At 46.4% G+C, this 23,886-nt stretch carries 17 protein-coding genes; 4 read left to right on the plus strand and 13 right to left on the minus strand.

What is annotated here, in order from left to right:
• Positions 1-61: 61 nt before the first annotated feature.
• Both ACDE64_RS22605 and ACDE64_RS22610 read left to right on the plus strand, forming a co-directional pair.
• Complete coding sequence (locus tag ACDE64_RS22605; protein WP_411344301.1) at positions 62-316, plus strand: YkgJ family cysteine cluster protein; 255 nt, start codon at positions 62-64, stop codon at positions 314-316.
• A gap of 253 nt (positions 317-569) precedes the next feature.
• A complete protein-coding gene (locus ACDE64_RS22610; protein ID WP_411348390.1) occupies positions 570-1,415 on the plus strand; it encodes a methyl-accepting chemotaxis protein in 846 nt (281 codons plus the stop codon).
• A 172-nt stretch (positions 1,416-1,587) separates the two neighbouring features.
• Here ACDE64_RS22610 and ACDE64_RS22615 read toward each other — a convergent pair whose 3' ends face one another.
• From ACDE64_RS22615 to ACDE64_RS22660, 10 genes are all read right to left on the minus strand, one after another.
• Positions 1,588-2,805, minus strand: coding sequence for a PLP-dependent aminotransferase family protein (locus ACDE64_RS22615; protein WP_411348391.1), 1,218 nt, complete (start codon positions 2,803-2,805; stop codon positions 1,588-1,590).
• A 246-nt stretch (positions 2,806-3,051) separates the two neighbouring features.
• Positions 3,052-4,248, minus strand: coding sequence for a diguanylate cyclase (locus ACDE64_RS22620; protein ID WP_411348392.1), 1,197 nt, complete (start codon positions 4,246-4,248; stop codon positions 3,052-3,054).
• Positions 4,249-4,385: 137 nt separating this feature from the next.
• The gene (gene gntK, locus ACDE64_RS22625; RefSeq protein WP_411348393.1) at positions 4,386-5,969 is read right to left on the minus strand and encodes a gluconokinase; all 1,584 of its coding nucleotides are present in this window, start codon (positions 5,967-5,969) and stop codon (positions 4,386-4,388) included.
• A 446-nt stretch (positions 5,970-6,415) separates the two neighbouring features.
• The gene (locus ACDE64_RS22630; RefSeq protein ID WP_411344305.1) at positions 6,416-7,777 is read right to left on the minus strand and encodes a GntP family permease; all 1,362 of its coding nucleotides are present in this window, start codon (positions 7,775-7,777) and stop codon (positions 6,416-6,418) included.
• Between the two features lie 330 nt (positions 7,778-8,107).
• Positions 8,108-8,779, minus strand: a complete 672-nt coding sequence (locus ACDE64_RS22635; protein WP_411350377.1) for a GntR family transcriptional regulator — start codon at positions 8,777-8,779, stop codon at positions 8,108-8,110.
• A 502-nt stretch (positions 8,780-9,281) separates the two neighbouring features.
• Complete coding sequence (locus tag ACDE64_RS22640) at positions 9,282-10,742, minus strand: hypothetical protein (RefSeq protein ID WP_411350378.1); 1,461 nt, start codon at positions 10,740-10,742, stop codon at positions 9,282-9,284.
• Between the two features lie 296 nt (positions 10,743-11,038).
• On the minus strand, positions 11,039-11,827 hold the full coding sequence (locus ACDE64_RS22645; RefSeq protein WP_411348394.1) for a class I SAM-dependent methyltransferase: 789 nt from the start codon (positions 11,825-11,827) through the stop codon (positions 11,039-11,041).
• Between the two features lie 237 nt (positions 11,828-12,064).
• A complete protein-coding gene (locus ACDE64_RS22650; RefSeq protein WP_411348395.1) occupies positions 12,065-13,162 on the minus strand; it encodes a carbohydrate ABC transporter permease in 1,098 nt (365 codons plus the stop codon).
• Positions 13,162-14,262, minus strand: a complete 1,101-nt coding sequence (locus ACDE64_RS22655) for a carbohydrate ABC transporter permease (RefSeq protein WP_411344308.1) — start codon at positions 14,260-14,262, stop codon at positions 13,162-13,164. Before ACDE64_RS22655 ends, ACDE64_RS22650 begins: the two co-directional genes overlap by 1 nt.
• 135 nt (positions 14,263-14,397) lie before the next feature.
• Positions 14,398-15,831, minus strand: a complete 1,434-nt coding sequence (locus ACDE64_RS22660; RefSeq protein ID WP_411344309.1) for an ABC transporter substrate-binding protein — start codon at positions 15,829-15,831, stop codon at positions 14,398-14,400.
• An 869-nt stretch (positions 15,832-16,700) separates the two neighbouring features.
• Here ACDE64_RS22660 and ACDE64_RS22665 point away from each other — a divergent pair.
• Together ACDE64_RS22665 and ACDE64_RS22670 are read left to right on the plus strand one after the other, a co-directional pair.
• Entirely contained in the window at positions 16,701-20,447 is a 3,747-nt protein-coding gene (locus tag ACDE64_RS22665; RefSeq protein ID WP_411348396.1) for an immunoglobulin-like domain-containing protein, read from the plus strand.
• A gap of 376 nt (positions 20,448-20,823) precedes the next feature.
• Complete coding sequence (locus ACDE64_RS22670; RefSeq protein ID WP_411348397.1) at positions 20,824-21,759, plus strand: aldo/keto reductase; 936 nt, start codon at positions 20,824-20,826, stop codon at positions 21,757-21,759.
• Between the two features lie 171 nt (positions 21,760-21,930).
• Here the strand turns inward: ACDE64_RS22670 and ACDE64_RS22675 are convergent, their stop codons facing one another.
• From ACDE64_RS22675 to ACDE64_RS22685, 3 genes are all read right to left on the minus strand, one after another.
• Positions 21,931-22,431, minus strand: a complete 501-nt coding sequence (locus ACDE64_RS22675; protein ID WP_411344312.1) for a DinB family protein — start codon at positions 22,429-22,431, stop codon at positions 21,931-21,933.
• A 331-nt stretch (positions 22,432-22,762) separates the two neighbouring features.
• On the minus strand, positions 22,763-23,341 hold the full coding sequence (locus ACDE64_RS22680; protein WP_411344313.1) for a GNAT family N-acetyltransferase: 579 nt from the start codon (positions 23,339-23,341) through the stop codon (positions 22,763-22,765).
• A 67-nt stretch (positions 23,342-23,408) separates the two neighbouring features.
• Positions 23,409-23,732 carry a hypothetical protein gene (locus tag ACDE64_RS22685; RefSeq protein ID WP_411344314.1) on the minus strand — a complete coding sequence of 108 codons (324 nt, stop codon included), beginning with the start codon at positions 23,730-23,732 and terminating at the stop codon, positions 23,409-23,411.
• Positions 23,733-23,886: the final 154 nt, after the last annotated feature.

Raw genomic sequence — 23,886 nt, forward strand, 5'->3', positions numbered from 1 at the left:
TGTATAATAGAATGAATCCACCTCTTTTCATTTATACTTGGCATTAAAGGAGATATTGCTTATGGAATGTCGTGCTGGCTGTGCTGCCTGTTGTATCGCCATCTCGATCTCTTCACCTATTCCGGGTTTGCCCGCAGGTAAACCGGCTGGCATGCCGTGTCCGCATCTGACGACCGAGCGTCGTTGTGGTCTGTTTGGCAGACCGGAGCGCCCGGCAGTATGCAGCGGTTTGGCGGCTTCACTCGATATGTGCGGAACGACAGATGATTACGCATTTGCTTATTTGGAACAATTGGAACGGCTTACTTCTCCATAATTCCTTATTTTTATGAAATATTTTTATTTTTTTTGGACAGTTTTCAAATGGAATACAGAGTATTATGATCCATTTCGCTACCTTTTCCAGCTTATTCTGTATATTTATAGAAATAAATAACGCTTTATCTACATTTTATGGTGAAATATATAGTTAATCCTATTTTTTTACTATAAATGACCAACTAAAAATTTATACCTCAGTTCCCGATAAATATACAAAGTATTGCATCCTCTATAAAGGAAGGGATAAAATGAGCGTTGTTGAGTCACTAATACAGGTAATTCCTTTTTTCACCAAAGCGCTGCGTGAAAAGGCTGCGGTTTCCGTTTACGATCACAGTCATATTTTATATTATGAACAGCTTGGAGATTTCAATCTTGGTTATACGAGTGGTAGTGAGCTGGAACCAAGTTTTCATAATTTTCAAGGTGTAGCGGACAAAACCAAAACATCGATCAGTTTCTTCCCTGCTGACATCTTCGGATATCCGCTGGAAGGCGTTTCTGTGCCTATTTATGAAGGTGGTAAGCTGGTAGCGATGTTTAACGTCTTTTACGAGCAGTCCAATCACCAGAGTCTGGAGCATGTTGTCTCTGACAGTCGTTCCATCTCGGACAGTCTGGTCGATATGGTACAGCACGTCGCTTCTCATGCCCAGCAATTGCAGGCAACTAGCGAACAAATTTTGCAAAACAGCAAAACGACGGTCGAGAAATCGTCCAAAATTAACGAAGTCGCTACTCTGATCAAAGAAATCTCTGAACAAACGAACTTGCTCGGTCTGAATGCGGCGATTGAAGCGGCGCGTGTTGGCGAACTGGGTGCTGGCTTTGGCGTAGTAGCTACCGAAGTACGCAAGCTTTCCGTTAACGCCAAGCAAGCGACGGGTGATATCGAGAATGCCCTGCGTGAAGTGCAGGAGTCGATCCGCAACATGGAGCGTGAGATTGAACAGATCACCACGTCCTCTCAGGAGCAAGCAACGCTGGTCGGTTCATTTACCGATGTTATCGAGCGTCTGCACAGCACTAGCTCCACTATGCAAGCACTGGCGGACAATCTGTATCATTACTCCGTACCGAAAAGCAAAAAATAATGTTTTCTGATATAGCGAAATAGTGATATAGCAAAAGACCAGCCCGGTTCATAAGGGCTGGTCTTTGTTTCGGTTCTGAGCATCATTCGCAGTAGTGTATAGCTGCTAACCCTCTCGCTGGGTATTTTCTATTCCTCTATGCGATTTCTTTTATAACAACACTATGGCTAGCCTACAGCTCTGTATTGCTTGCTGCCAGTTCTTGCTGTTGCTGCGTAAATACCTGACCGAGAATCTCGACACCACGTACGATCTGCTCGTCGGATGGTGTGGAGAAGTTCAGACGCAGGGCATTGCATGGCTCGCTCTCGTTCACGAGGAACGCATTGCCCGGTACGACAGCGACGCCACTTGCTGCGGCTTGTTTGCAATACGCCAGCATCGGCATGTTAGGCGGCAATTCGCACCAGAGGAACAGTCCGCCATCCGGCTGTGTATAGGCGACTGACGCGTCCATATGCTGCTCCAGCGAACGGCGCATGAGATCACTTTTGCGACGATACACATCACGCACCAGCTGGATATGTCCTTCGTAATCGTATTCGGTCATGAATTTGTGGGCGATCATCTGCGGCAGAATCGCCGTGTGTACATCCTCACCCTGCTTGGCGACCGCCATCTTTTGGATGATCTCATCCGGTGCCAGCACATAGCCTACGCGTAGCCCAGCGGACAGCACTTTAGAAAAGGAACCAACATAAATGACCAGTTGCTCAGTATCGATTGCTTTTAGCGTTGGTACATCGTCGCCATGAAAACGCAATTCGCCATATGGATTATCTTCCAGAATGACGACATTATATTGTTTTGCCAGCGCATAGATTGCCTTGCGCTTCTCGGCGGATGTAGTGATGCCGGTCGGATTTTGGAAGCTTGGGATCAGGTAGATCAGCTTCACGTTGTGCTCGGTTTGCAGTGCGTGCTCCAGTTGCTCCAGATGAATGCCATCCTGCTCCATCGGTACGCCTGCGAGACGTACACCAGCAGTGCGGAATGTATTGAGCGAGCCGATAAAGCTTGGGCTTTCGCAGATGATCGTATCGCCTTCATTACAAAAGACTTTACATGCTAGCTCGATCCCCTGCTGTGCCCCGGATACGACCATCAGGCTGTTGCCCGTCGTATCAATACCGAAGCGCTGCTGCAAATGCTCCAGCAAATGCTCGCGCAGTGGGTCATAACCCTCGGTGACACCATATTGCAGAGCAGCGACCGGATGGTCTGCGAGAATCTGTGTCGTAAATGTACGAATCGCTTCCAGCGGGAACGTCTCGGACGCGGGATTGCCCGCGGCAAACGGAATCACCGACTGCCCCGAACTGGATTTTAAAATTTCGCGAATAATAGACGGCTTCATCGCCGTCATCCGTTCAGCAAATGAATAGTTCATACTTGGCTTCTCTCCTTGGCAAATAAAATCAAGATGGAGCCAGTGCACCCTGCACAATAAATTGCATACTGGAATGCTGGCTCATAGTTTGTTCTAGCTTATCGTATATTAGGCAAATGAGGAAATACCCTGATACATATTTGTGTATAAAAATAACCCTCCGCATCGATTTTGGTAGCATCGGCGGAGAGTTTGGCGTAATTTGGCATAATTTACATTTTATCATACGGTGTATGTTATCGCAGATTAGTTTGACGATACTTCTATTTGTTCATGGTTGTAGACAGCAACCTGATTTTTCCCGGCACGCTTGGCATTGTACAGCGCATGGTCGCTCAGCTCGTACAATGTATTCAGCTGCATATTGCGCTGCGCCGATACACTGACCACACCAAGGCTGATCGTATACGGTACAGGCAGCACATCTGAGTTGCCTTCGGCTACCGCGATACGCAATTGCTCGGCAATACTGCCTGCTTGCTGCTCATTCGTATCCGGCAGTAAAATCGCAAATTCATCGCCGCCATATCGCCCAAAAATATAACGTTCCCCGGTCAATTCCAGCAGTCGTTCGTTCAACCGATCCGCCATGTCCCGTAACACCCGGTCACCGGTAAAATGACCGTATGTATCGTTGATAATTTTGTACGAATCAATATCGAATAAGACGAACGATACCTGCCCCTGACGTGCCGCTACTCGGTGAATGAGATTACGACTCTCCACCATAAATGTACGTCGATTGAATACTCCGGTCATTTCGTCATAGCTGGCGATACGCAGCAGCTCTGCATCCGCCTGTTCCTTGGACAATAACACATAGCCTGTATTCCCAAGAATCATGATGAGATACAAGGCGATAAAGGAAAAGCTTTGATACATGCCTGCCGTAAACAGACCGACCTGACTGCCCAGCTCCAGCGCCGAAGCCGCGCGAAACAGTAAACTGAGCGATACGATGCCATACAGGATACCCATCAACCGTCGTAGCGTGGATGCTGTGCGATCGGTCGTCATATGGTAGACAGGATAGACGAGGAACAACGCGGTAGCAATCGACGCGTATACAATCCGCATGCCTTCGGTTACGTCAAAAGTGTAAATCGTGACAAATCCAGCAATACAGAGCAGCGTACCGATCATGTACAGCCTTTTGATCCGATGGGAAAATACCTTTTGCAGAATTAGCAGTGCACTCGTTTCCAGACCTGCCCCGATAAACAATAGCGTATTCGCCAGTACAATCGAGAATACCTCCGGGATCAAACCGCGAAAAACGAGCATAGCCCAAGCAAGTGCCTGAATCAGCTTTGCCATAAAAAATGCGTTAGCTGACCGATCCGGAGCGTTCTGCCTACGATACGCGCTTATCAAAATGACTGTGAAAATATGACCAAACACCAGCGATATGAAGATCGTCTTCATGTCCAGGTTAAAACTCATGCATTCTCTCCCAACCGCGTATCTCGCGCGGCAATCCGTACTTGTCAGCCTTAGTGGATGACTGTGGACTCAGTATATCACCTTTGGCAGTGGGAAAGCGTATCATTTATGTCAATCAACCACAAAAATTGTAGCGATTAGATTCGTGCATATTCACGGCTCTGGAATTGGGCAAGAGCGCTATATTGCTGCTCCAGACTGCGGAAGATGGATACATAGATCGGTAGCAATTGATGGTACACATGCGTATGCTCCGGCTTCGGTGCATGCGCGTGAGTGGAACCGATCATCTCATTAACGATATCCAGTGATGGAATGCGTCCCGTACCGTACAATCCCAGCACAACTGCTCCGAGACAGGAGCTTTCAATACTTTCTGGTACGACCACATCCTGATCGAAAATATCCGCCATCATCTGCCGCCAGAGCGGAGAGCGAGCGAACCCGCCAGTCGCATGAATCTTCGCCGGGTGACCGATCTGCTCCTTCATCGCCAGCATGACTGTATACAGGTTAAAAATAACGCCTTCCAGCACTGAACGGATCATATGCTCCTTACGATGCTTCATCGTTAGCCCAATAAACGAACCTCGTGCATCTGGATTCCATAACGGGGCACGCTCACCAGTCAGATACGGGTGAAATAACAGCCCTTCACTGCCTGCTGGCACCTGCTCGGCAATCCGGGTTAATACATCGTATGAATCGATCCCAAGCCGCTTGGCTGTCTCCACTTCGGACGCGGCAAATTCGTCGCGCACCCAGCGGAATAACATACCGCCGTTATTAACCGGACCGCCGATTACCCATTTATCCTCGGTAAGTGCGTAACAGAAGATGCGTCCTTTCTGATCGGTGAGCGGCTTATCCACTACCGTACGAATCGCGCCACTTGTACCGATCGTAACCGCGACTACGCCGGGATCGATGGCGCCTACGCCCAGATTGGACAATACTCCATCACTTGCCCCGACGATAAACGGTGTTGATACTGACAGATTCATCGCTGATGCAGCTTCGGCATGTAATCCCTCTACGCTGTGGGTCGTCGGAACGAGCGTCGATAGTCGTTCTGGCGTCACACCTGCCAACTCCAACGCTTCACGATCCCAATCCAGCTGCTGCAAATGAAGCAGCCCGGTACACGAAGCGATCGAATGGTCGATCACATAGGTACCAAACAGACGGAAAAATACATATTCTTTGATCGAAATAAATTTATGCGCTGCATTGAAAATATCCTGCTGTTCTTCGCGCATCCACATCAACTTGGACAGCGGCGACATCGGGTGAATAGGCGTGCCCGTGCGTAAGTAGATCTCATGTCCGTTATGCTCTTCTTTTAATCGACGTGCGTAATCAGCGCTGCGGTTATCCGCCCAAGTGATACAGTTCGTCAGGGGCGTGCCTTGCTCATCTACTGCAATCAGACTGTGCATCGCTGAGCTGAATGAAACGAACAGAATCTGCTCCGCCGAGGTACCGCTCTGTGTCATCACGCTCGCAATCGTATCCATCACCGCACGCAATATCTGATCTGGGTCCTGCTCTGCTGTCGATGGAGTTGGCGTATGCAGCGGATAGCCAATATTCGCCGATGTGATCACTGTTCCATTTTCCTCAAACAATACTGACTTCGTACTCGTTGTACCGATATCAACACCAATCATGCGCATACCGGACGGTTGTTGAGTTGTTTTATAGTTCTCTATTGTTTGCATGATGATCAGTCTCCTTCTCTCTACTCCTGAATATCTGTCTCTATATTGGATGATTAGCTTCACAGACATATATCTTGGTGCTTACACTCGTCTGTGTCTGTGTCTGTGTCTGTGTCTGTGTCTGTGTCTGTGTCTGTGTCTGTGTCTGTGTCTGTGTCTGTGTCTGTGTCTGTGTCTGTGTCTGTGTCTGTGTCTGTGTCTGTGTCTGTGTCTGTGTCTGTGTCTGTGTCTGTGTCTGTGTCTGTGTCTGTGTCTGTGTCTGTGTCTAAGCCGACTGTATACTATCGCAACCCTTATACCACATAAAATAAAACAGAACGGGGTGATGTATCCCCCGCCCTGCTATACTCATCTACGTCAGCCGATTCCTATTGGATATTACAGCGACGCCCATCCAGCTACATGTCGACTTCTTTTATGATTACTGTGTTTAATATGCATTCGTGTTATACAAATACACTCAAAACCATAATAAACGCCAGTCCGACTACCGATAGGATCGTCTCCATCACCGTCCACGACTTCAGCGTCTGTCCAACGGTCATGCCGAAGAACTCCTTGATCATCCAGAAGCCTGCATCGTTAACGTGCGACAGAATCAGCGAGCCTGCACCGGTTGCCAGTACGACCAGCTCTACATTGACCCCGGTGCTAACCGCCAGAACAGGTGCGACAATACCAGCCGCCGTAGTCATCGCTACCGTTGCCGAACCGGTTGCTACGCGGATGAGCGCTGCTACGAGCCAGGCGAACAGAATCACGTTGATGTTGCTATGACTGGCAATGTCAGCAATCGCTTTGCCTACACCGCTATCAATCAATACTTGCTTGAATGCACCGCCACCACCGATGATCAGAATGATACCGGCAGTAGGCGCCAGACACTCGCTGGTAAATTTGGAGATGTCGTCTTTGCTAAATCCACGGGCAAAGCCGAGTGAGAAGAAGGCGAATACCGCCGAGATGAGCAGTGCAATAATCTCATGACCGACAAATTCGGCAAAATGCGTAAATCCGTTCACACCTTCTGGATCGACAATGCTGGCGATGGAACCCATCAGCATCAGAATAACGGGCAGCAAAATCGTAAACAGTGTGATACCGAATCCCGGCAGCTTGCGATCACCTTTGGATGCAAATTGCTCTGCCAAATCCTTCGGTGGCTGAACTTCAATGCGACTACCGATAAATTTACCGAAAATGGGACCCGCAATGATCGCTGTCGGCAAACCGACGATCAAGGAGTACAGAATGGTGCGTCCCAGATCAGCATTGTACGCGCCAATGGCGATCATCGGTGCCGGATGTGGCGGTACCAAACCGTGTACGGTCGACAGACCTGCCAGAATCGGAATCCCGATTTTCAGCAAAGATAGCCCTGTTTTACGTGCGACCAAGAACACAATCGGAATCAACAGAATCAAACCGACTTCAAAAAAGACCGGAATCCCGACGATAAAGCCAACCAGCATCATCGCCCAGTGGACGCGCTTCTCGCCAAAGCGGTCAATCAGCGTAGTGGCGATGCGTTCGGCACCACCGGATTCTGCCATCATTTTACCGAGCATCGTACCAAGACCGATAACGATCGCAATCGTGCCGAGCGTTCCGCCCAGACCGCCGGTGACAGATTTGATCAGATCCTGCGGGTCCATGCCTGCCAGCAGACCGAGCATTAATGCGGCGATCATCAGAGTGACAAACGGATTCCATTTGAATTTGGCAATCAAGACGATCAGGAAGACGATCGCAATCAATGTCCATACGAGCAATGTTGCATTGTGACTGAGTCCGAATAATTGATCCAAGGGAATAGCCTCCTTATGAAAAATCAAAATGAAAATTTTCAAAGTCTGTTTTTGAAAAATTGAAATATTTTCCGCAAATAAATAGAGCGCTTACAATATATACTGTGATCAACATCCTACCGCATATGATTGCGCGGACGAAGATGTATACTTGTCGACAACTAACAACAAACCGCATCCTACTCCGTATCTACAACCGGCGAACCGCTTCAGAAATGTCGTTCTGTCGGTACCGCCGGCTGTGATCTCTGCGCCGTTACGATTTGCACTCGTCCGGCACAATCCCAACATCTACAGATGGCTGTTTTCATTGGTAAACGGACAGAGCTGCTACGGCAAGGTGCGGGTCAGGGTACGCGCCGAATCGGCAAAATAGTCGTTAACCGCACGCCGGATCACTTCAGGATCGCGTGAACGCAGTCCACCCAGAATTTTGTAATGCTTGTCGGCGACCCAGTTCATCCGCTCTTCGCCAGTCTGAAAGCCCTTCTCGGTCGTGATCAGAATGACGGTCATCACAATCTGGCGAATACTGTTCCAGAGATGAATCATGCGTTTGTGCTGAGCGTGCATCACGATCGCTTCGTGAAACATAAAGTCCTGATATGCAAAATCGACATAATCACCATGCTTGACCGCCAGCTTCATCTTGTCGATGGTGCGATCCAGCTGGGTGATCAAGACATCGTGATCGCCTTCCGCCAGCCGCTGCTGGGCAAAGCTCTCGATCAGATACCGTACATCGTACAGCTCTTTGACATCCTCCAGATTGAGTCCGAGTACGACCGCACCCATACGTTCCAATCGGATTAAGCCTTCGTTGGACAGTGCTTTGAGCGCATCGCGTACCGGGGAACGGCTGCTGCCAAAATCAGCGGCAATCCTATTCTCCGAAATGATCTCTCCCGGTTGGATCTGTTCATTTATAATTTGCAGCCGAAGCTCACAGGCAATCACTTCCCCGCGGGAAGCCCCCTGTAACCAGGCAGTTGGATATTGCATCGTCAACGTCCCTTCCTTGTGCATCATCGTCGGTGAACAGGCATAAGCGTAACAAACAAGCAGCATCTGGCTATGACTAGCTGATCCTTATTGTTTGTCTACTACTTGCGGCTATGAGCCGCAACCCGTCATGTATTACGATTTTAGCACAAACCGGCGAACCGGATATAACGTTTTCGACGATCGACATCACTGGATACTATGTATCGCCCTCCTTACGAAGCGGACTGTAAAAGATATGTGCGTGATTCATCTCAACCTGTACACAGGCAATATAATAACGAATGAAATATGATGTTATTGTGTACTTGTATACAACTTCAAAACTTTGGTTTTTATCTTACTACTCTGATTCGCTGATGTAAAGTTTTTATTGTAAGCGTTTTATAAAATGATGCAAAATACCCTGTTCCGCGTACAGATTCCAATGCAGAATTTATACTGAGCAGAACAGGGTCTTGTTGATCACTAATCTTCGTTATTCATACAATCAGTACTATGCTTACTCCGATTCACCATTCAGATAGTGAAAGAATGGTTGATCCACCCAGAAATCATAACCGGAGATGTCCGCGTCTGGTGCCAACTTGCGGAAGCCATCACGGATATTAGATGCCTGATCTTTGAGCGAGAACGATTGAGCGTAATAATGACCGAGTGTAATTTTCGTATTGGAGATGACCGGATAACCAGACAGCTCCGTTGGCGAATAATACAGCGGTTGCCACCAAGAGCTGTAGATCAGCGGTGTCGTTGTATTGCTATTTTTCTTCGCATAGGTGGAAATAATGGTGTTAAAACGCTCTTTGTCTGCGGTAGTATTAAATTCAAACTGGATATCGTATTCTTTGGCATAAGCGATATAATTGCCATTGTCGATCTGGGTTACTTTGTAATCTGGCGTTTCTTTGGGAGTTCCCCATTCCTTGAGATAAATGAACGCCGATGTCTTCGGCTGGAACTGCACATCCGCATCGATATGCTCACTGCGCAGCAATCCGATCAGCTGTACCGCATGCTTGATATCGTCATGCCCATACGTGAGTGTCAGATTATCGATAAAGTTGGAATCAAACCGGCTATCCTTCAGGTTGTACCCTGTCACCAGATTGTTGCGCAGCGCCTGATCAACGATACTTCTCAGCTCTGGCGCCTCAATCAGGTCAGCGGTACGATAAGCGGAATACAGCTTCTCATAAATATCACTGTCACTGGAACGACCAATTTCGTTTTTGTATTTGCCGAGGCTGGTCAGCGTCTTGCCAAGCAGGATGTTCGCAGTATCGCGGTCAATGGTTCCGCCTTTGCGCAGAGCAGGATAGAGACTTTCTGACACGAGTCCGGTGTCAATTGCCGCTGCTAATTCCTGCGCCGCCTGTCCTTGTAAAGTGCTATCCGTGATACCAGCTTTGGTCAAGGCGGCTTTGATTTTGGTTTGTGGATATGTATACGCTAGTTCCTTGAAGCCCGCAGCTTTGACGGCGATGAATACAGCTGCATACGTGCTCAGCGCCTGATTGGCATGCACCTCGGTGCTCGACAGAATGCCATCATTGTACAGACTGACTGCGGCGGCATACGCGTCGTCACCCGGCTTCAGATCGGTGAACGATGGTGTATCGGCATATGTGGATGAGGTAACAGTCGATGGGACGATTTGCGAGATCGCTTGCAGGAAGTCGCCTCGTTTCACTTGTTGCGGAAGCTGGACATTATATTTTGCCTGTAAAAATTGAGCATACTCTGCTGCCGTCTCAGTATAGACCGAAGTTGAGGTAGAGATTGCGGGTGCAGCTGGTGTCTGAACAGCAGCAGGATGGGCTACTGGTACAGTCGGTGTCTTGACCGCTGCGGGTGCTTTGACAGCTGTTGGTGTCGCGGCAGGAGCAGCATATGCCGGCAGTCCGACTGCTCCCAGTGCAGTAGGTGCAGCAAGCAGAGCTGCGAGTGTGAAACGGGTCATCTTTTTCAAATGAATGCCTCCTTGAAATATGGAAATCATAAACAAAAAAACAGATTCTCCCAATTCATACCATTCCGATGTGAATTAAATGATTGGAATGAATTTAGCACGGATAAACGATACCTGTCAACGAAAAAATAAGCCAGCCGAATCATCGGCTGACTTAGAAAAGGCAGTACTTCCCACTACCGCTCATCTTATACACCTGCCATAGTCAATCTCATACTTATCGTTGCGATAGAAGATGCAAAATGGTGCTGTTCCACCTCACCTCGCAGCATCCATCATCGCTGTTATTACACTACATAACTACGATGCCCGGCACGGTAAATATAAATACGTGTACGATGAATATCCCGGCACGTAATCATATGCTCTGGCTCCCAGCCCGGTAAGGCAAAATAGACGCTGATCACATACGTATCCTGTCGGCACTGCTCTCGCCACAGAGTACTCAGCCGCTTCATCGCACCCGGAAACAGATAACAGACGATCAGATCGGTATCGCGATAATCATACTGATACAGATCGCCACGAATAAGCGCAATCCGACTGCGCCGCAGCCACGCCAGCCCCCGAGATACCAGATATGGCACTGGCGAATTCTCAATCCCGATCACATGTAGTGCTGGAACATGGCGTTTCAAATGGATTGCCAGCGTTCCCCAGCCTGAACCGGCTTCCACTAGCTTGAGCGGATGGGACGATGCCAAATTGGCTTCGGTATCGACAGTAGAGGCTATGGTTGCTTCATGTCCAGTTGAGCAGTAAGCAGGTTCTGTTTTTCCATTTTGATTTGAATTTTGATTTGAGTTTGTATGTGAATATCGATTTGCATTTCCATTAGCAATCACAGATCTACCGTTCACAATCTCTACTGCATTTTTCTTAAACTGTCGTTCTCGCTGAACGATGTCAATACGCTGAATCGCTTCTCGTACCTCGCGCTCCACTTCGCTAAGTAACAGCGGCGATGCTGGTAATGGTGAAATGCCGTTGCGCCAGCTAACATACACAATTGAGCCAACTGACAGCAGTGCGAGAATCAATCCAATAACCGATAGTAGCGTACTCCACCATTCCATACATAATCCTCCCGGCAGCGATGAATAGTGCTCTTATTGTTTGATGTGTAGATGTACAGATCCGTTCTTGTTCAGCAGGAAAATTATAACATATATTTCCATACATATTCATCCACCCATATCAAAAAGCCCGCTTCCCATAATCGGAAAGCGGACGTTTGTAACAAGTAGTAGATGGAGAATGCTAAACGATATCCTATACTGAAGCAACCAGTCCGTGATACCGTGCCAGAGCGATCAGCCTTTGACCGATCCGCCCAGCAAACCGCGTACAAAGTACTTTTGCAGAGCGAAGAATACAGCCAGTGGTGTCAGCATAGATACGAATGCCGCCGCCGTAAGCAGCTGCCAGTCGTTACCGCGCGAGCCTACCAGATTGGCAATACTCATCGACAATACCTGTACTTCCGGCTGAGAGCCGAGGAAAATGAGTGAAACGAGATAATCGTTCCATACCCACAAGAATTGGAAGATTGAGATCGACGCCAGTGCGGGTACAGACAATGGCAAAATGAGCTTGGAGAAAATCGTAAAGTTGGTCGCCCCGTCCATAAACGCGGATTCAAACAAATCCTTCGGCAATTGGCTGATCGAATTGTACATAAAGTACGTGATCAGCGGCAGTCCAAATGCCGTATGCGCCATCCATATCCCAAAGTACGTTCCGTTCAAACCAAGTGTCGTATAATCGCGCAAAATCGGAATGAGCGCCACCTGTAAAGGTACAACCAGCAACGCGATAATGACTACGAAGAAAATTTTGCGTCCTCGGAATTTCAGCCAAGCGAATGCATAGGCGGCAAATGATGCAATGAAGATCGGAATGACCGTGGACGGAATAACGACGGCAATCGTGTTCCAGAAGGAACGTCCCATACCGCTTCCTTGCTCCGTTTTGATCGTTCCGTCTGGCTGAGTGATTTTGTACTGTTTACCGCCCAGCACGGTTTCATAGTTTTGCAGGGTAAAGTTGGTCGAAGCGCCCCATTTCTTTTCCTGCACGTCGAGTGTACGAGCGCGGCGATTTTCCCAGATTAGACGCTGGTCGCCCACTTCTACACCAGCTTTGAGTTGATCGTCGCTAAACGTCTGACCGTTCACTGTAATCGGCTTGCGCAGATCGGTATCGCGGTCAAGCTTGAGCTGACTGACTGTATCCCATTGACGATGTGGGAATACAGTCCACCAACCCGTTTGCAAAATATCAGCAGCCGGACGAACGGAGGAAATGAGCAGACCGAGTGTCGGGATAAACCAGACGATACAGATAATGCCCAGCACCAGATTGACAACCCAGTTTCCTTTGCGTTTGGGAGCTTTGACAGATTTACGCATTACAGGGTTCCTCCCTTCTGGAGCTGACGCACATTCAGAATAATGACCGGAATAACCGCGATCAACAGCACGATGGCAAGTGTCGAGCCATAACCTGCATTTTGATACATAAATAGCTGACGATAGAACTCGGTCGCTACGACCTCAGTTCCGTACTGTCCACCAGTCATAATCATAACGACATCGAAGATTTTCAGCGTGAACACGATAATCGTTGTCGTTACGGCAAGTACAGTGCCAGAGATAACGGGCAGCATGATTTTGAAGAAAATACGTACTTCGCCTGCGCCGTCCATCCGCGCCGCTTCTAGCATATCCTCTGGAATCCCTTTGATCGATGCTGAGAAAATAACCATCGCAAACCCGGTCTGCATCCAGACGAGAATGACGATGAGGAACAAGTTATTCCACGGCTGCACCATACTGAGCCAGCCCTGCGGCTGAAAGCCCATATTGACGATGATCGCATTCAGCAAACCGATCTGGTCGGCACCCGGTTGGTAGTAATAGATGAATTTCCAGATAACCCCAGCAGCGACAAAGGAGATCGCCATCGGCATAAATACAATCGCTTTTGCCAGACGCTCAAAGCTGCTGCGATCCGCCAGAACGGCGATCAACAATCCGAGAATGACGCAAGCAAGTGTACCGAATGCTACCCACATCAAGTTGTTACGTAATGCCGTGAGCAATAATCGGTCGGTAAATACAGCAACAAAGTTGGCAAACCCGACAAACTGCGTCGAATCGGCATTGAAAAAGCTCAGATACAGCGTGCGCAGCGTCGGCAGGAATAGTAGCCAACCTAGCAACAGCACGGCTGGTCCGACAAATACGTACGGAATGATACGGTCTTTCCATTTATCTGGATATTGCTCCACTACCCAGTTCAGGGAGTAGTAAATGGAATAGATCCCGAATACGCCCCACAATACAGCAAGAAACGCATTCACGATCGGCGGCAAATCCGAGCTGCGGAAAAACAGGAAGATCAACGTATGCAGCCCCAGATTCAGTAACGGAACAAGGATGGATAGCAGAATCAGCTTCGGTGTAAACCGTTGATTGCTACGCACATCCATTTGTTTGCCTACGTCCATTGGCTTTCCCCCTTCAACATTGTGCAAACCGATACAGCTTCTGTTCTCCAATGAAAGCCAAACGGACCGCAATCAGGCCCGGTCCGTTTTGGCGGTTGGTCTCAGTTGGTTGTGTAACTCAGTACACGAAACGACTTACTTTTTCCAGCCAGCTTGGATCTCTTGCATTGCTTGATCCAGATCGGCGGTACCGCTCACGTAGTCGGTCATTCCTTTCCAGAATGTACCTGCACCAACGGCGCTAGGCATCAGGTCGGAACCGTCAAAGCGGATTGTTTTGGCATTCTGTACAAACTCGGACATACGACGTTCTTGGTCATTCGCAAACCAATCATCCGGTGTACCGTTCATCGGAGGTGTGACGCCGCCGGATTTGGTCCAGCTTTGCAGAGATTCAGCTGTTGTGAAGAATTCCATAACAGCACGCACTTCCGGACGATCATTGAACATCGCGTAGATATCGCCAGAGATCATAGCAGGTGTACCGTATTGCTCATCAATGGATGGGAACGGGAACCAGTCGTAATCTTCCGGTTTTACGCCTTCAGGAATAAAGGAAGTGATAAAACCAGCTTGACGATGCAGCCATGCTTTCGGTGGATCTGTGAACAGTGGAGCAATCGCGTCACCGAAGTTGGTAGTGGCGATGGAGCTGCGACCACCGTATACATAGTCTTTGTTAAACCAGATTTGGGACATTTTTTCGACTGCATTTTTTACGATTGGATCCGTGAATGGCAGTTCGCCTTTGACCCATTTATCATAGTTTTCCGGTGTAGTAGTACGCAGCATAATGTCCTCTACCCAGTCAGTAGCAGGCCAGCCGGTTGCCGCGCCGCTCTCGATACCGATACTCCAAGCAGGATCGCCGTCAGCAGCGATTTGCTCGGTCAGCTTCATCATTTCGTCCCATGTTTTTGGAACGGTGTAGCCAGCATCTTCAAATGCTTTTTTGTTGTACCAAACCAAGCTTTTCACGCTGCTGCGTGCCCAGACGCCAGCAGTGATATCTTTGCTGTCCGGCCCTGGCATTTGTCCCATATCCAGCCAGCTTTGTTGGTATTGTTTTTTCATGTAGTCTGCATCGATAAAGGAAGATACGTCAACCACTTTGCCTGCTTTCGCAAAGTTTTCCAGCAGACCCGGTTGCGGGAAGTCCGCGATATCCGGTGCGTTGCCTCCGTTTACACGTACATTGATCGTTGCTTCAAATTCTTTGGAGCCTTCGTATGCGATATCGATGCCGGTTGCATCTTCAAATGCCTTGATGCTGGCATTGAACTTCTGCTCATCCGCATCGACGAATGGACCGTACATCGTTACTTTTTTACCTTTGTATTCTCCGTTAAGCGCTTTCTCCAGATCGGAGCCAGCAGGTACTTGCGCCGTTGTGATCAATTTGCTTCCGTCGGTTGTGGTGGCGGTCTCAGCTGTCCCCCCGCTGCCAGTCTGCGAACTGCCAGTTGTACTTGTGCTGCTTCCTCCGGAACAGGCACTCAAAACGACGGAGAACATCAACACCAGCATTAAACCTAAAGAACCATTTCTTTTCAGTTTGCCCTGTTTCATGGACTCAACCCTCTCTTTTGATATACAAACCCTCTTTTTCATGTCACTACCGTTGAAGCTGCTTCACGCTTTAAATAGATAAATTTTACTTTTAATCCATTTTCTAATAATCATCAGCAAAAGTAAATAAGAATTTGATAACGCTTGCAAACTTTTATCAAATTCTTGCGGTATTGCGGATTTACTGAAGTTACCCCTTGAATTAGAAATTTAATTATCTATTTGTAAGCGGTTACAGTTGTGTGCAAGAACATTCTATGATATTGCCAGACGATAAGCAATCCCTTTTTCATAAAAGAAAAAAATATTTTTTGTCCTTATCTTTCATTCATATTTTTGTTTATTATAAATACATTTCGCGATGTTATCAGAAGCTCTATACAAGCATGATAGATGTGGATCAATAAGGGTAAAAAAGCCTTGTAAAAGTGCCTTGTTGCAGGGATGTATAACGTTTGTAAAATGCGTGGTCTTTTGTGCTCTATAGCGTATTTTTAGAGGAAATGCTACCCCTCAAAAGCAGAGTGGAACTGGTTCCATTCGGAATGCCAATGATTGTGCAATCGTGCGCACAGATTCGGTAACTGGACTCTACTTTGCCATATTGATTTGATTAGCATTCAAGTAGATATACGCAATTACGCTTTTTGAAATCTGTTGATTTTTGTCTTTGATTAGATGGATAGAATGATAGGTTTTGTAAAAATGATGACATATGCATATTATATACTTACCTTATTTTCCATATTAAGGAGTCAAAATCAAATCTTCTTGCATAGTAAATTATTGCTAAGTACCTATATCTTCTATAACTATAGGATTGCTATATTAGGATGTGAAGTACATAATTGCCAATTAAAAGGAGGAACATGATGAAAAAGTTTATTTCGGCAGGTATGGCAACGGTGCTGTTGCTGCCACTGACTACCACGACTGTAAAGGCACAAAACACCGTTATAGCAGATCTATCCCCACCTACAACGTTTACTGTGAAACCATCTGTCCAAAGTGATGTATATGCAACTTCAGCAATTCAACAAGATACGGTGTATACTTCTGTTTATCAAGCAGTATATTCTCCTGATCAGTTAAACATTACTACACCTTATGGAATTGCCTATCATAATAAAGAGCTTTATATTGCAAAAAGTAGAGAGGGACTTGCTAAAGCTTCACTAGTTACAGGAAAAGTCATTACTATTTTTAATGATAGTCGAATCGATTTTCAGACTGTTGCTATCGATTCACAGGGGAATCTCTACTATACCGTTAGACGCGATGGTCAAGATTTAGATATTTACATAAAAAAAATCAGTTATAAAGCATTGCAAAACTTACCCCTCACCTCTGAACAGTTAGCAGCCGAAAGTACAGTCTATGCTCGTTATACTGCCTCCACTACATCAGAGCAACCTCAAATTACAAGTATGGTATTTGACTCTCGGAATCGATTGTATATTTCATTAAACAGTTCAAGTCTTATAGATGGAACCGGAGTAATGAGATGGGATAATGAAACTCGTACGTTCAACTCTGTTATTACCAATCAATCTTCGGGTATTTCAGGCATTGGCATAGATGCTAGTGACAATCTCTATTTTAAACCTGTCCCTTTCCATAATGATAAACGATTCCCATCTAATGGTATTAATCGGATTCCTGCTAGCGCACTACAAACGATTCCCGTATCCAACAATATGATTGAATCCTATCATTATGAAACTTCACTCGCTCCAGCGCAGTCATTGCCTGGCATCATATTTTTACCAGATGGAACCTCATATGCATCGGATCGCTATCAAATAAAACGAATCTTCCCAAATGGACTTCCTATCATTACATTAAATGGTGAAGCAAATGTTACGGTACGTTACGGTGAAACCTATGAAGATGCAGGCGCATTTGTAGAAGACGAAAAATATACTGGATTAAATATAAGTACTACTTATACGTTAAACGGAACAACTGTGGATCATATCGATTTAAAAAAGGCAGGTACTTATACTGTTCATTATAATGCAGTTAACCCTGACAAACTCGCTGCAAAAGAAGTAATCCGCACCGTAATAATTAAAGCTCGTCCTGCTAGCTTGAACGAACTCGAGTTCAGTAACCCGGTTAGCATGGATTATGCGAATGGAACTGTATACGTCGCGAATCCAGCAACATCTACTAGCACAGAAGGTGGTATATATAAAGTATCCATTGCAGACTATAAGCCAGTCCTTGTAGCTACCTTACCTAAGGTTCAAGCTGTAGCTATGAATCAAACAGGGGATTTGTATTTTTCTCTTACTGATCAGCCTAATAGCTTTTACAAATTGGAAGCTACTTATTTGCAAACTGATACACCGCTCACACAAGCCGAAGTTATGACAACGGCAAAACAGATTACTCCATTTTCTTCAGAGCAGCTATCAGGAGGCACATTGTCAGTAAAAGGTCTGGACTTTGATGCTGCTGGGAGATTATATATTGCCACCGGTCAAGGCAATATATCCTTTTGGCCACATGCTGTGATTTTCCGTTCAACGGATAACAGCTTGCAGAATTTCCTACCTTTCTTGGAAGGTGATTCTCAGCTTAAGCATGAGATGGTTGGCATTCAGGATATCGAAATTAGTCCTGGTGGTAATCTGTATGCTCAATTTCAGGGGAGTGGATTTGGTGGTACCTTTAAGCTACCAAGTACTGTACTCGTAGAAGTTCAGCCCACAATCACTGAACAACAATTTCAATATGTAGAGTCCCGTTCTTCTAACAACACAGGCATTGTTTTCCTTGCTGATGGTCAAGGCTTTGTCAGTAATCTGGATTATCCGCAGGCAGTAATAGGCAAAATGTTTGTTAGCGACCCTGCCCCTGCTGCTCCACCAGTAGTAGATGCTTATCGCTTGGAAAACTTGAATATTCCAACTCCGAATGGAATGGCCTATTTCAAAGAGTCCGCATATATTGCACAACAGAACAATGGCATATCCAAAGTTGATCTGAATACCCGTACGGTAACACAGCTTGTTTATGGCTCGACTAAATTCCCTATACGTGCAATAGCTATCGATTCCAAAGGTGCTTTGTATTATCCAGTTATTAACGCTAAAAATCCGGAATATACGTATATCAAAAAAGTAGATGCCACCGTTCTCAAACAGTCTATAACTGCTGAACAGCTAGTTGCCAAAAGCATCAATTATGCTTACTTGCCCGTTAAGGGAATCAGTGGTCTTGCGATGGACGCCAGCAATCGTTTGTACGTCTCCATTGATAACCAGAAACTGGACGGCTATGGACTAATGAGATGGAATACAACATCCAAACTATTGGAACCGGTTATTGAAGAAACGGAAGGCATCAATGGTATCGGTTTTGATACATCAGGTAATCTATATTTCAAAGCAAATCTCTGGAGTGAATATTATGATTTTGCTATAGGTACAAACAAAATTCCAGCAGCAGCTTTAAAAGGGAAGTTTCCAATTTCTAGTGATAAGATACAACCATACAAAAGTGATCAACTGTTGCAAAAAGACACGCTGGGCTTGTTATTTTTGCCAGACGGTAAATCATATCACAGCAATGGCAGCAGTCTAAAACGTATTTTCCCGGATTCAAGACCTATCATTAAATTGAATGGACATACACAGGTTACTACTTATGTTGGCGATACTTATCCAGATCCAGGTGTATTTATCGAAGATGAGAAAGATATCGATCTTCATGCTACAGTTACTTATTCGTTTGAAGGAAAAAGTGTATCGCAATTGGATACAAATAAAACGGGCATATATACTATCCATTACAATGTAGTCAATGCCGCCGGCATTCCCGCTATTGAGAAAACGCGCCAACTAACGATACAATTGGCTCCCCCTCAACTTACGGATTGGTATATGATTGGGATTCAGGCTATGGATGCAAATAAAGAAAATCTATATATAACCAGTACACCGCTAACTAATGATCCCAATTATGGATTGTATCAAATCTCACTGAAAGATAACCAAAAAACCAAACTTGCAGCTACCAATGATGTAACTGCGCTTGCTGTACAAGCAAATGGCGATTTATTCTTTACGCGCTCAGGCATGAGCAATATGATTTTCAAAGTCGATGCCAAATATCTTCAATCTGGAAAAACACTGACAGCGAGTGAACTCATGCAAAGCAGCAGGACGTATATGCCGTTTGTTTCGCAATCCTCTGATCTAGCTTCCGGTTCTATAACTGGTATGGCCTTTGATCCACAGGGAAGATTATATGTTTCGCATCGCTCCAAAAATAATGATCAGTCTATTTATAAAGTATTTCGTCTGAGTGGAGTCAATCTCGACAAATTAACACTGATTACAGCAACGACAAAAGAATCGATTTATGATCTTGCTTTTAACCCAGCAGGTGATCTGTATATGAATACGATCTCTACTAAACCGATTACTTACAAAATCAATGCTCAACAATTGAAATCATTACCTGTGCAAACACCATCATTCTCTACTTTGCCAAATCATGCTGGAGATTTTGGGATTGTCATTTTATCAGATGGTCAAGGTTATGTGAGTGATCTTATCGATTTTTATATGAATAAGCAGACCATTTGGAAACTAAAAGAAAATTGATATTAGGTTTGCATTAAAAAATATCCTGCATATTAAATTACGGTACAGATACGATTTTTAATATTATATTATTTTATAAAACCTGATTAGTCCTCGATAGCGTATATCAAAGGCTGATCAGGTTTTTTCTATGTAACATCACTTGTATATGATGTTTAACTCTCTTATGTCCCACACAAACGTTTCAACCCACATCCACATTGGCTAATATGTAACTGTTGCCTTATCAACAACAATCAAGGCATATATATCATCCTATACACATAGCAATCAACATTTCGCATGTATACCATTGATCATATTATCCCGACCTTTTCACTTGGTAAATAATTCTGCTACAATGGGAAGCACACTACGTACAAGGAGATGAATGAATATGTCGAACAAAACACGTCTAGGTAAAAGCGATCTGTGGGTGAATCCAATCGGGCTGGGAGCCAATGCAGTTGGCGGGCATAACCTGTATCCGAATCTGGATGAGGAAGCTGGTAAGGAAGTGGTACGCACGGCGGTTGCCAACGGGCTGAACTTTATCGATACTGCATTCATCTATGGCCCGAAACGTTCCGAGGAGCTAATCGGCGAAGTACTCAAAGAAATCGGCAAGCGCGATGAACTGGTCATCGCTACCAAAGGTGCACACAAATTCAATGAACAAGGCGATGTGAGCATCGACAATTCGCCAGCCTTTCTGCGTGACAGCGTGGAGAGCAGCCTGAAGCGTCTGCAAACTGACTATATCGATCTGTTCTACATCCACTTCCCGGATGAGTCCACACCGAAGGATGAAGCCGTAGGCGAGCTGAAAAAGCTCAAAGACGAAGGCAAAATCCGTGCCATCGGCGTATCCAACTTTTCGATCGATCAGTTGAAGGAAGCGAACAAAGACGGTCATGTCGATGTGCTGCAATCCCATTACAATCTGTTCAAACGCGATGCCGAGCAGGATCTACTGCCATATACCGCAGAGCAGAATATCAGCTTTATCCCATACTTCCCACTAGCATCTGGTCTGCTGGCTGGTAAATATAATAGCGAGACGCGCTTCAACGATCTGCGTGCACAAGACCCATTGTTCGCAGGCGAAGCGTTCCAGCACAATCTGGAAAAAGTCGAGAAACTGCGTCCAATCGCCCGTGCCAAAGGCGTAGAGATCGCGCATATCGTGCTCGCATGGTATCTGACTCGCGACTCCATCGACGCGATCATCCCGGGTGCTAAACGCTCCGATCAGGTGCTGGATAATCTGAAAACACTGGATGTGCAGCTAACTCCACAAGAGATTGAACAGATCAACCATATTTTCGTCTAATGTAATTACCCCTCAGTAGAATATACAAGACCACAGCTCTCCTTTACCGGAATACGCTGTGGTCTTTGTTTGCTATATTCACTTCATCGTATACATCATACATCCGCTACATTCTGTTGTAACAGCATTCGTTGCTTCAATCGTTCAAGACTTGCAAGCAGCACAATCCTTTTACGCTGGATAGCCTCCGCCCGGTGGCGGCCATGCTCCCAGCAATCTGCGGATGATCACAATCTCGCCAAGGTGATACGTATTGTGGGATGCGATATTGCGCAGGAATCCGGCAACCGTCTCTGTTGGGATATGAGTGAGCGGTGTCGCCAGCTCCAACGTCTGCGCCAACTCACAGGCACTATCGATGCCCTGCAAGAAATCGTCCAACACTTGCTGCCACGATGTCTCATCGGCGGCACGACTTTCCTGTGGCCAGCTCTCCGCTGGAATCGGCGGACGCTGCGGCTGTTCACCACGGACATGAGCGAGCATGAAATCCTGCCAGTACGTCATATGGCTGATCAGCTGATGGATCGTGTACGGCAAGCCGTCTACACGCTGCCCGGACAGCTCCAGATCAATATCGGATAATGCTTTGGCAATCGGCAAATGCCCTCTTTCCCCGATCAGAGATTGAACCAATGCTCTGGCAAAAGCTTGTTCTGCGGTTTGACTCATCTTCGTTCCCCCTCCGTTTCTAGCTAAATGTATATCATTCGGCAGCAAATTTCAACGCGAGCGGATGGAAGCACAAGTGAACAACACACTTTAATGAATACGCATGCTCTCATTCGTCGCTTCCAACCTCATTTGCACCATTCATGAATAGATACACATAACAAAAAGCCCCTCTGGTTTCCAGTGTTGATCTCATTGTGCCATGAGGTCTTTGTTCACTGTCTACCTTGAGGGGATGATACCAGGTGCTGCCTACTTCATCTGCATCACCAGTGATGCTCTATTACGCACATTTTGTTGCCGCCAGTAAGATCGCCAATCATTCAGACGATCAGGCATTGTTAAAGCGATATGCCAGCAATTGATCCTGCTCTGGGGTTTCCAGCGGTTCCTCGTCATATTTATAATTTGTATAATCAGCCAGCAAATGACGCCAGAAACGACGGGTGTGCATATTGCGCCCGGTCGCATTCGTATGCAGCGCCCAGCTACCTTTGAATTGTTCAAATATATGCGTTGCTGCCTGCTGTGCCAGCCCTTTACCACGGAACGAACGCATTAGGAAAAACTCATGCAGAAAATACTGCGCCTGCTCCCCATGCGGAATGTACGGTGGTGTAGAGACGAGCGCAAAGCCTGCCGGAATACCATCCACGCGCAACAGAAACGGGAACAAAATACCGGGATGTTGCCACCAGATTTTGAACACATCACTTTGCTGTGCCAGCGTTGCGCAGCGATCATCTTCCTCAAATACACCGTACCGGTTCGGTGTACGATCCCAGATTTCCGACATGTCATACAGGTAAAAGGGATACATATTGCAAATAATATGCTTGTCCGCCGCAGGGCAAAGCTCGATCTCCAGCTTATGTTCCGCGACCGGTTTAAGTTCCGGATTACTATTCATACCAACCTCCTGCTGTTCGGGCATTGCCGCCGCTCGGCGACGTTGCCCTTCATTTTACAGCTCATTCCTACTTCTTCAGTACACCGGCTGCATGACGCAGCGCTGCCATTGCCTGTTTGACAAAGGCGCGATTTTCCGGTTCCCATTCATTCGGATCGTCCATAAACGAATCCTCGATAAAATCCTCCAGCCCGCTGGCGATCTTCTTGCGTTCTGCCGGGCTAACATTTCCTTTGCCGCGCAATGTTTGCACCGCTGTGCGCATGTGACGGCACGATTGCTGCACAAAAGCATAATCGTCTTTGTCCCATGCTTTCGGGTTATCCATATCGTAAAAGGCAATCCATTTCTCAATCTGGGTTGCCGCCTGTTTGTCGTCCAATTGAGGCATGATCCATTCTCCATTTCGCGGCAGCATCCTGCTGCCCATCATCTTAATCTGGCGCAATCATCATTTCGTATTCTTGTGCACCGCGCAAGCATGCTTATATTATTGCCTACCCAACACAGCAAACTACCGAAATATGCACATTCGCCAACCTTTA

This window comes from Paenibacillus sp. WLX2291, assembly GCF_046603665.1.
Lineage (GTDB): Bacteria > Bacillota > Bacilli > Paenibacillales > Paenibacillaceae > Saccharibacillus.

Coding starts and splice junctions, on each gene's coding strand:
- ACDE64_RS22605 (WP_411344301.1), top strand. CDS start 62: ATGGAATGTCGTGCTGGCTGTGCTGCCTGTTGTATCGCCATCTCGATC.
- ACDE64_RS22610 (WP_411348390.1), top strand. CDS start 570: ATGAGCGTTGTTGAGTCACTAATACAGGTAATTCCTTTTTTCACCAAA.
- ACDE64_RS22615 (WP_411348391.1), bottom strand. CDS start 2,805: ATGAACTATTCATTTGCTGAACGGATGACGGCGATGAAGCCGTCTATT.
- ACDE64_RS22620 (WP_411348392.1), bottom strand. CDS start 4,248: ATGAGTTTTAACCTGGACATGAAGACGATCTTCATATCGCTGGTGTTT.
- gntK (WP_411348393.1), bottom strand. CDS start 5,969: ATGCAAACAATAGAGAACTATAAAACAACTCAACAACCGTCCGGTATG.
- ACDE64_RS22635 (WP_411350377.1), bottom strand. CDS start 8,779: ATGCAATATCCAACTGCCTGGTTACAGGGGGCTTCCCGCGGGGAAGTG.
- ACDE64_RS22640 (WP_411350378.1), bottom strand. CDS start 10,742: ATGACCCGTTTCACACTCGCAGCTCTGCTTGCTGCACCTACTGCACTG.
- ACDE64_RS22645 (WP_411348394.1), bottom strand. CDS start 11,827: ATGGAATGGTGGAGTACGCTACTATCGGTTATTGGATTGATTCTCGCA.
- ACDE64_RS22650 (WP_411348395.1), bottom strand. CDS start 13,162: ATGCGTAAATCTGTCAAAGCTCCCAAACGCAAAGGAAACTGGGTTGTC.
- ACDE64_RS22655 (WP_411344308.1), bottom strand. CDS start 14,262: ATGGACGTAGGCAAACAAATGGATGTGCGTAGCAATCAACGGTTTACA.
- ACDE64_RS22660 (WP_411344309.1), bottom strand. CDS start 15,831: ATGAAACAGGGCAAACTGAAAAGAAATGGTTCTTTAGGTTTAATGCTG.
- ACDE64_RS22665 (WP_411348396.1), top strand. CDS start 16,701: ATGATGAAAAAGTTTATTTCGGCAGGTATGGCAACGGTGCTGTTGCTG.
- ACDE64_RS22670 (WP_411348397.1), top strand. CDS start 20,824: ATGTCGAACAAAACACGTCTAGGTAAAAGCGATCTGTGGGTGAATCCA.
- ACDE64_RS22675 (WP_411344312.1), bottom strand. CDS start 22,431: ATGAGTCAAACCGCAGAACAAGCTTTTGCCAGAGCATTGGTTCAATCT.
- ACDE64_RS22680 (WP_411344313.1), bottom strand. CDS start 23,341: ATGAATAGTAATCCGGAACTTAAACCGGTCGCGGAACATAAGCTGGAG.
- ACDE64_RS22685 (WP_411344314.1), bottom strand. CDS start 23,732: ATGCCTCAATTGGACGACAAACAGGCGGCAACCCAGATTGAGAAATGG.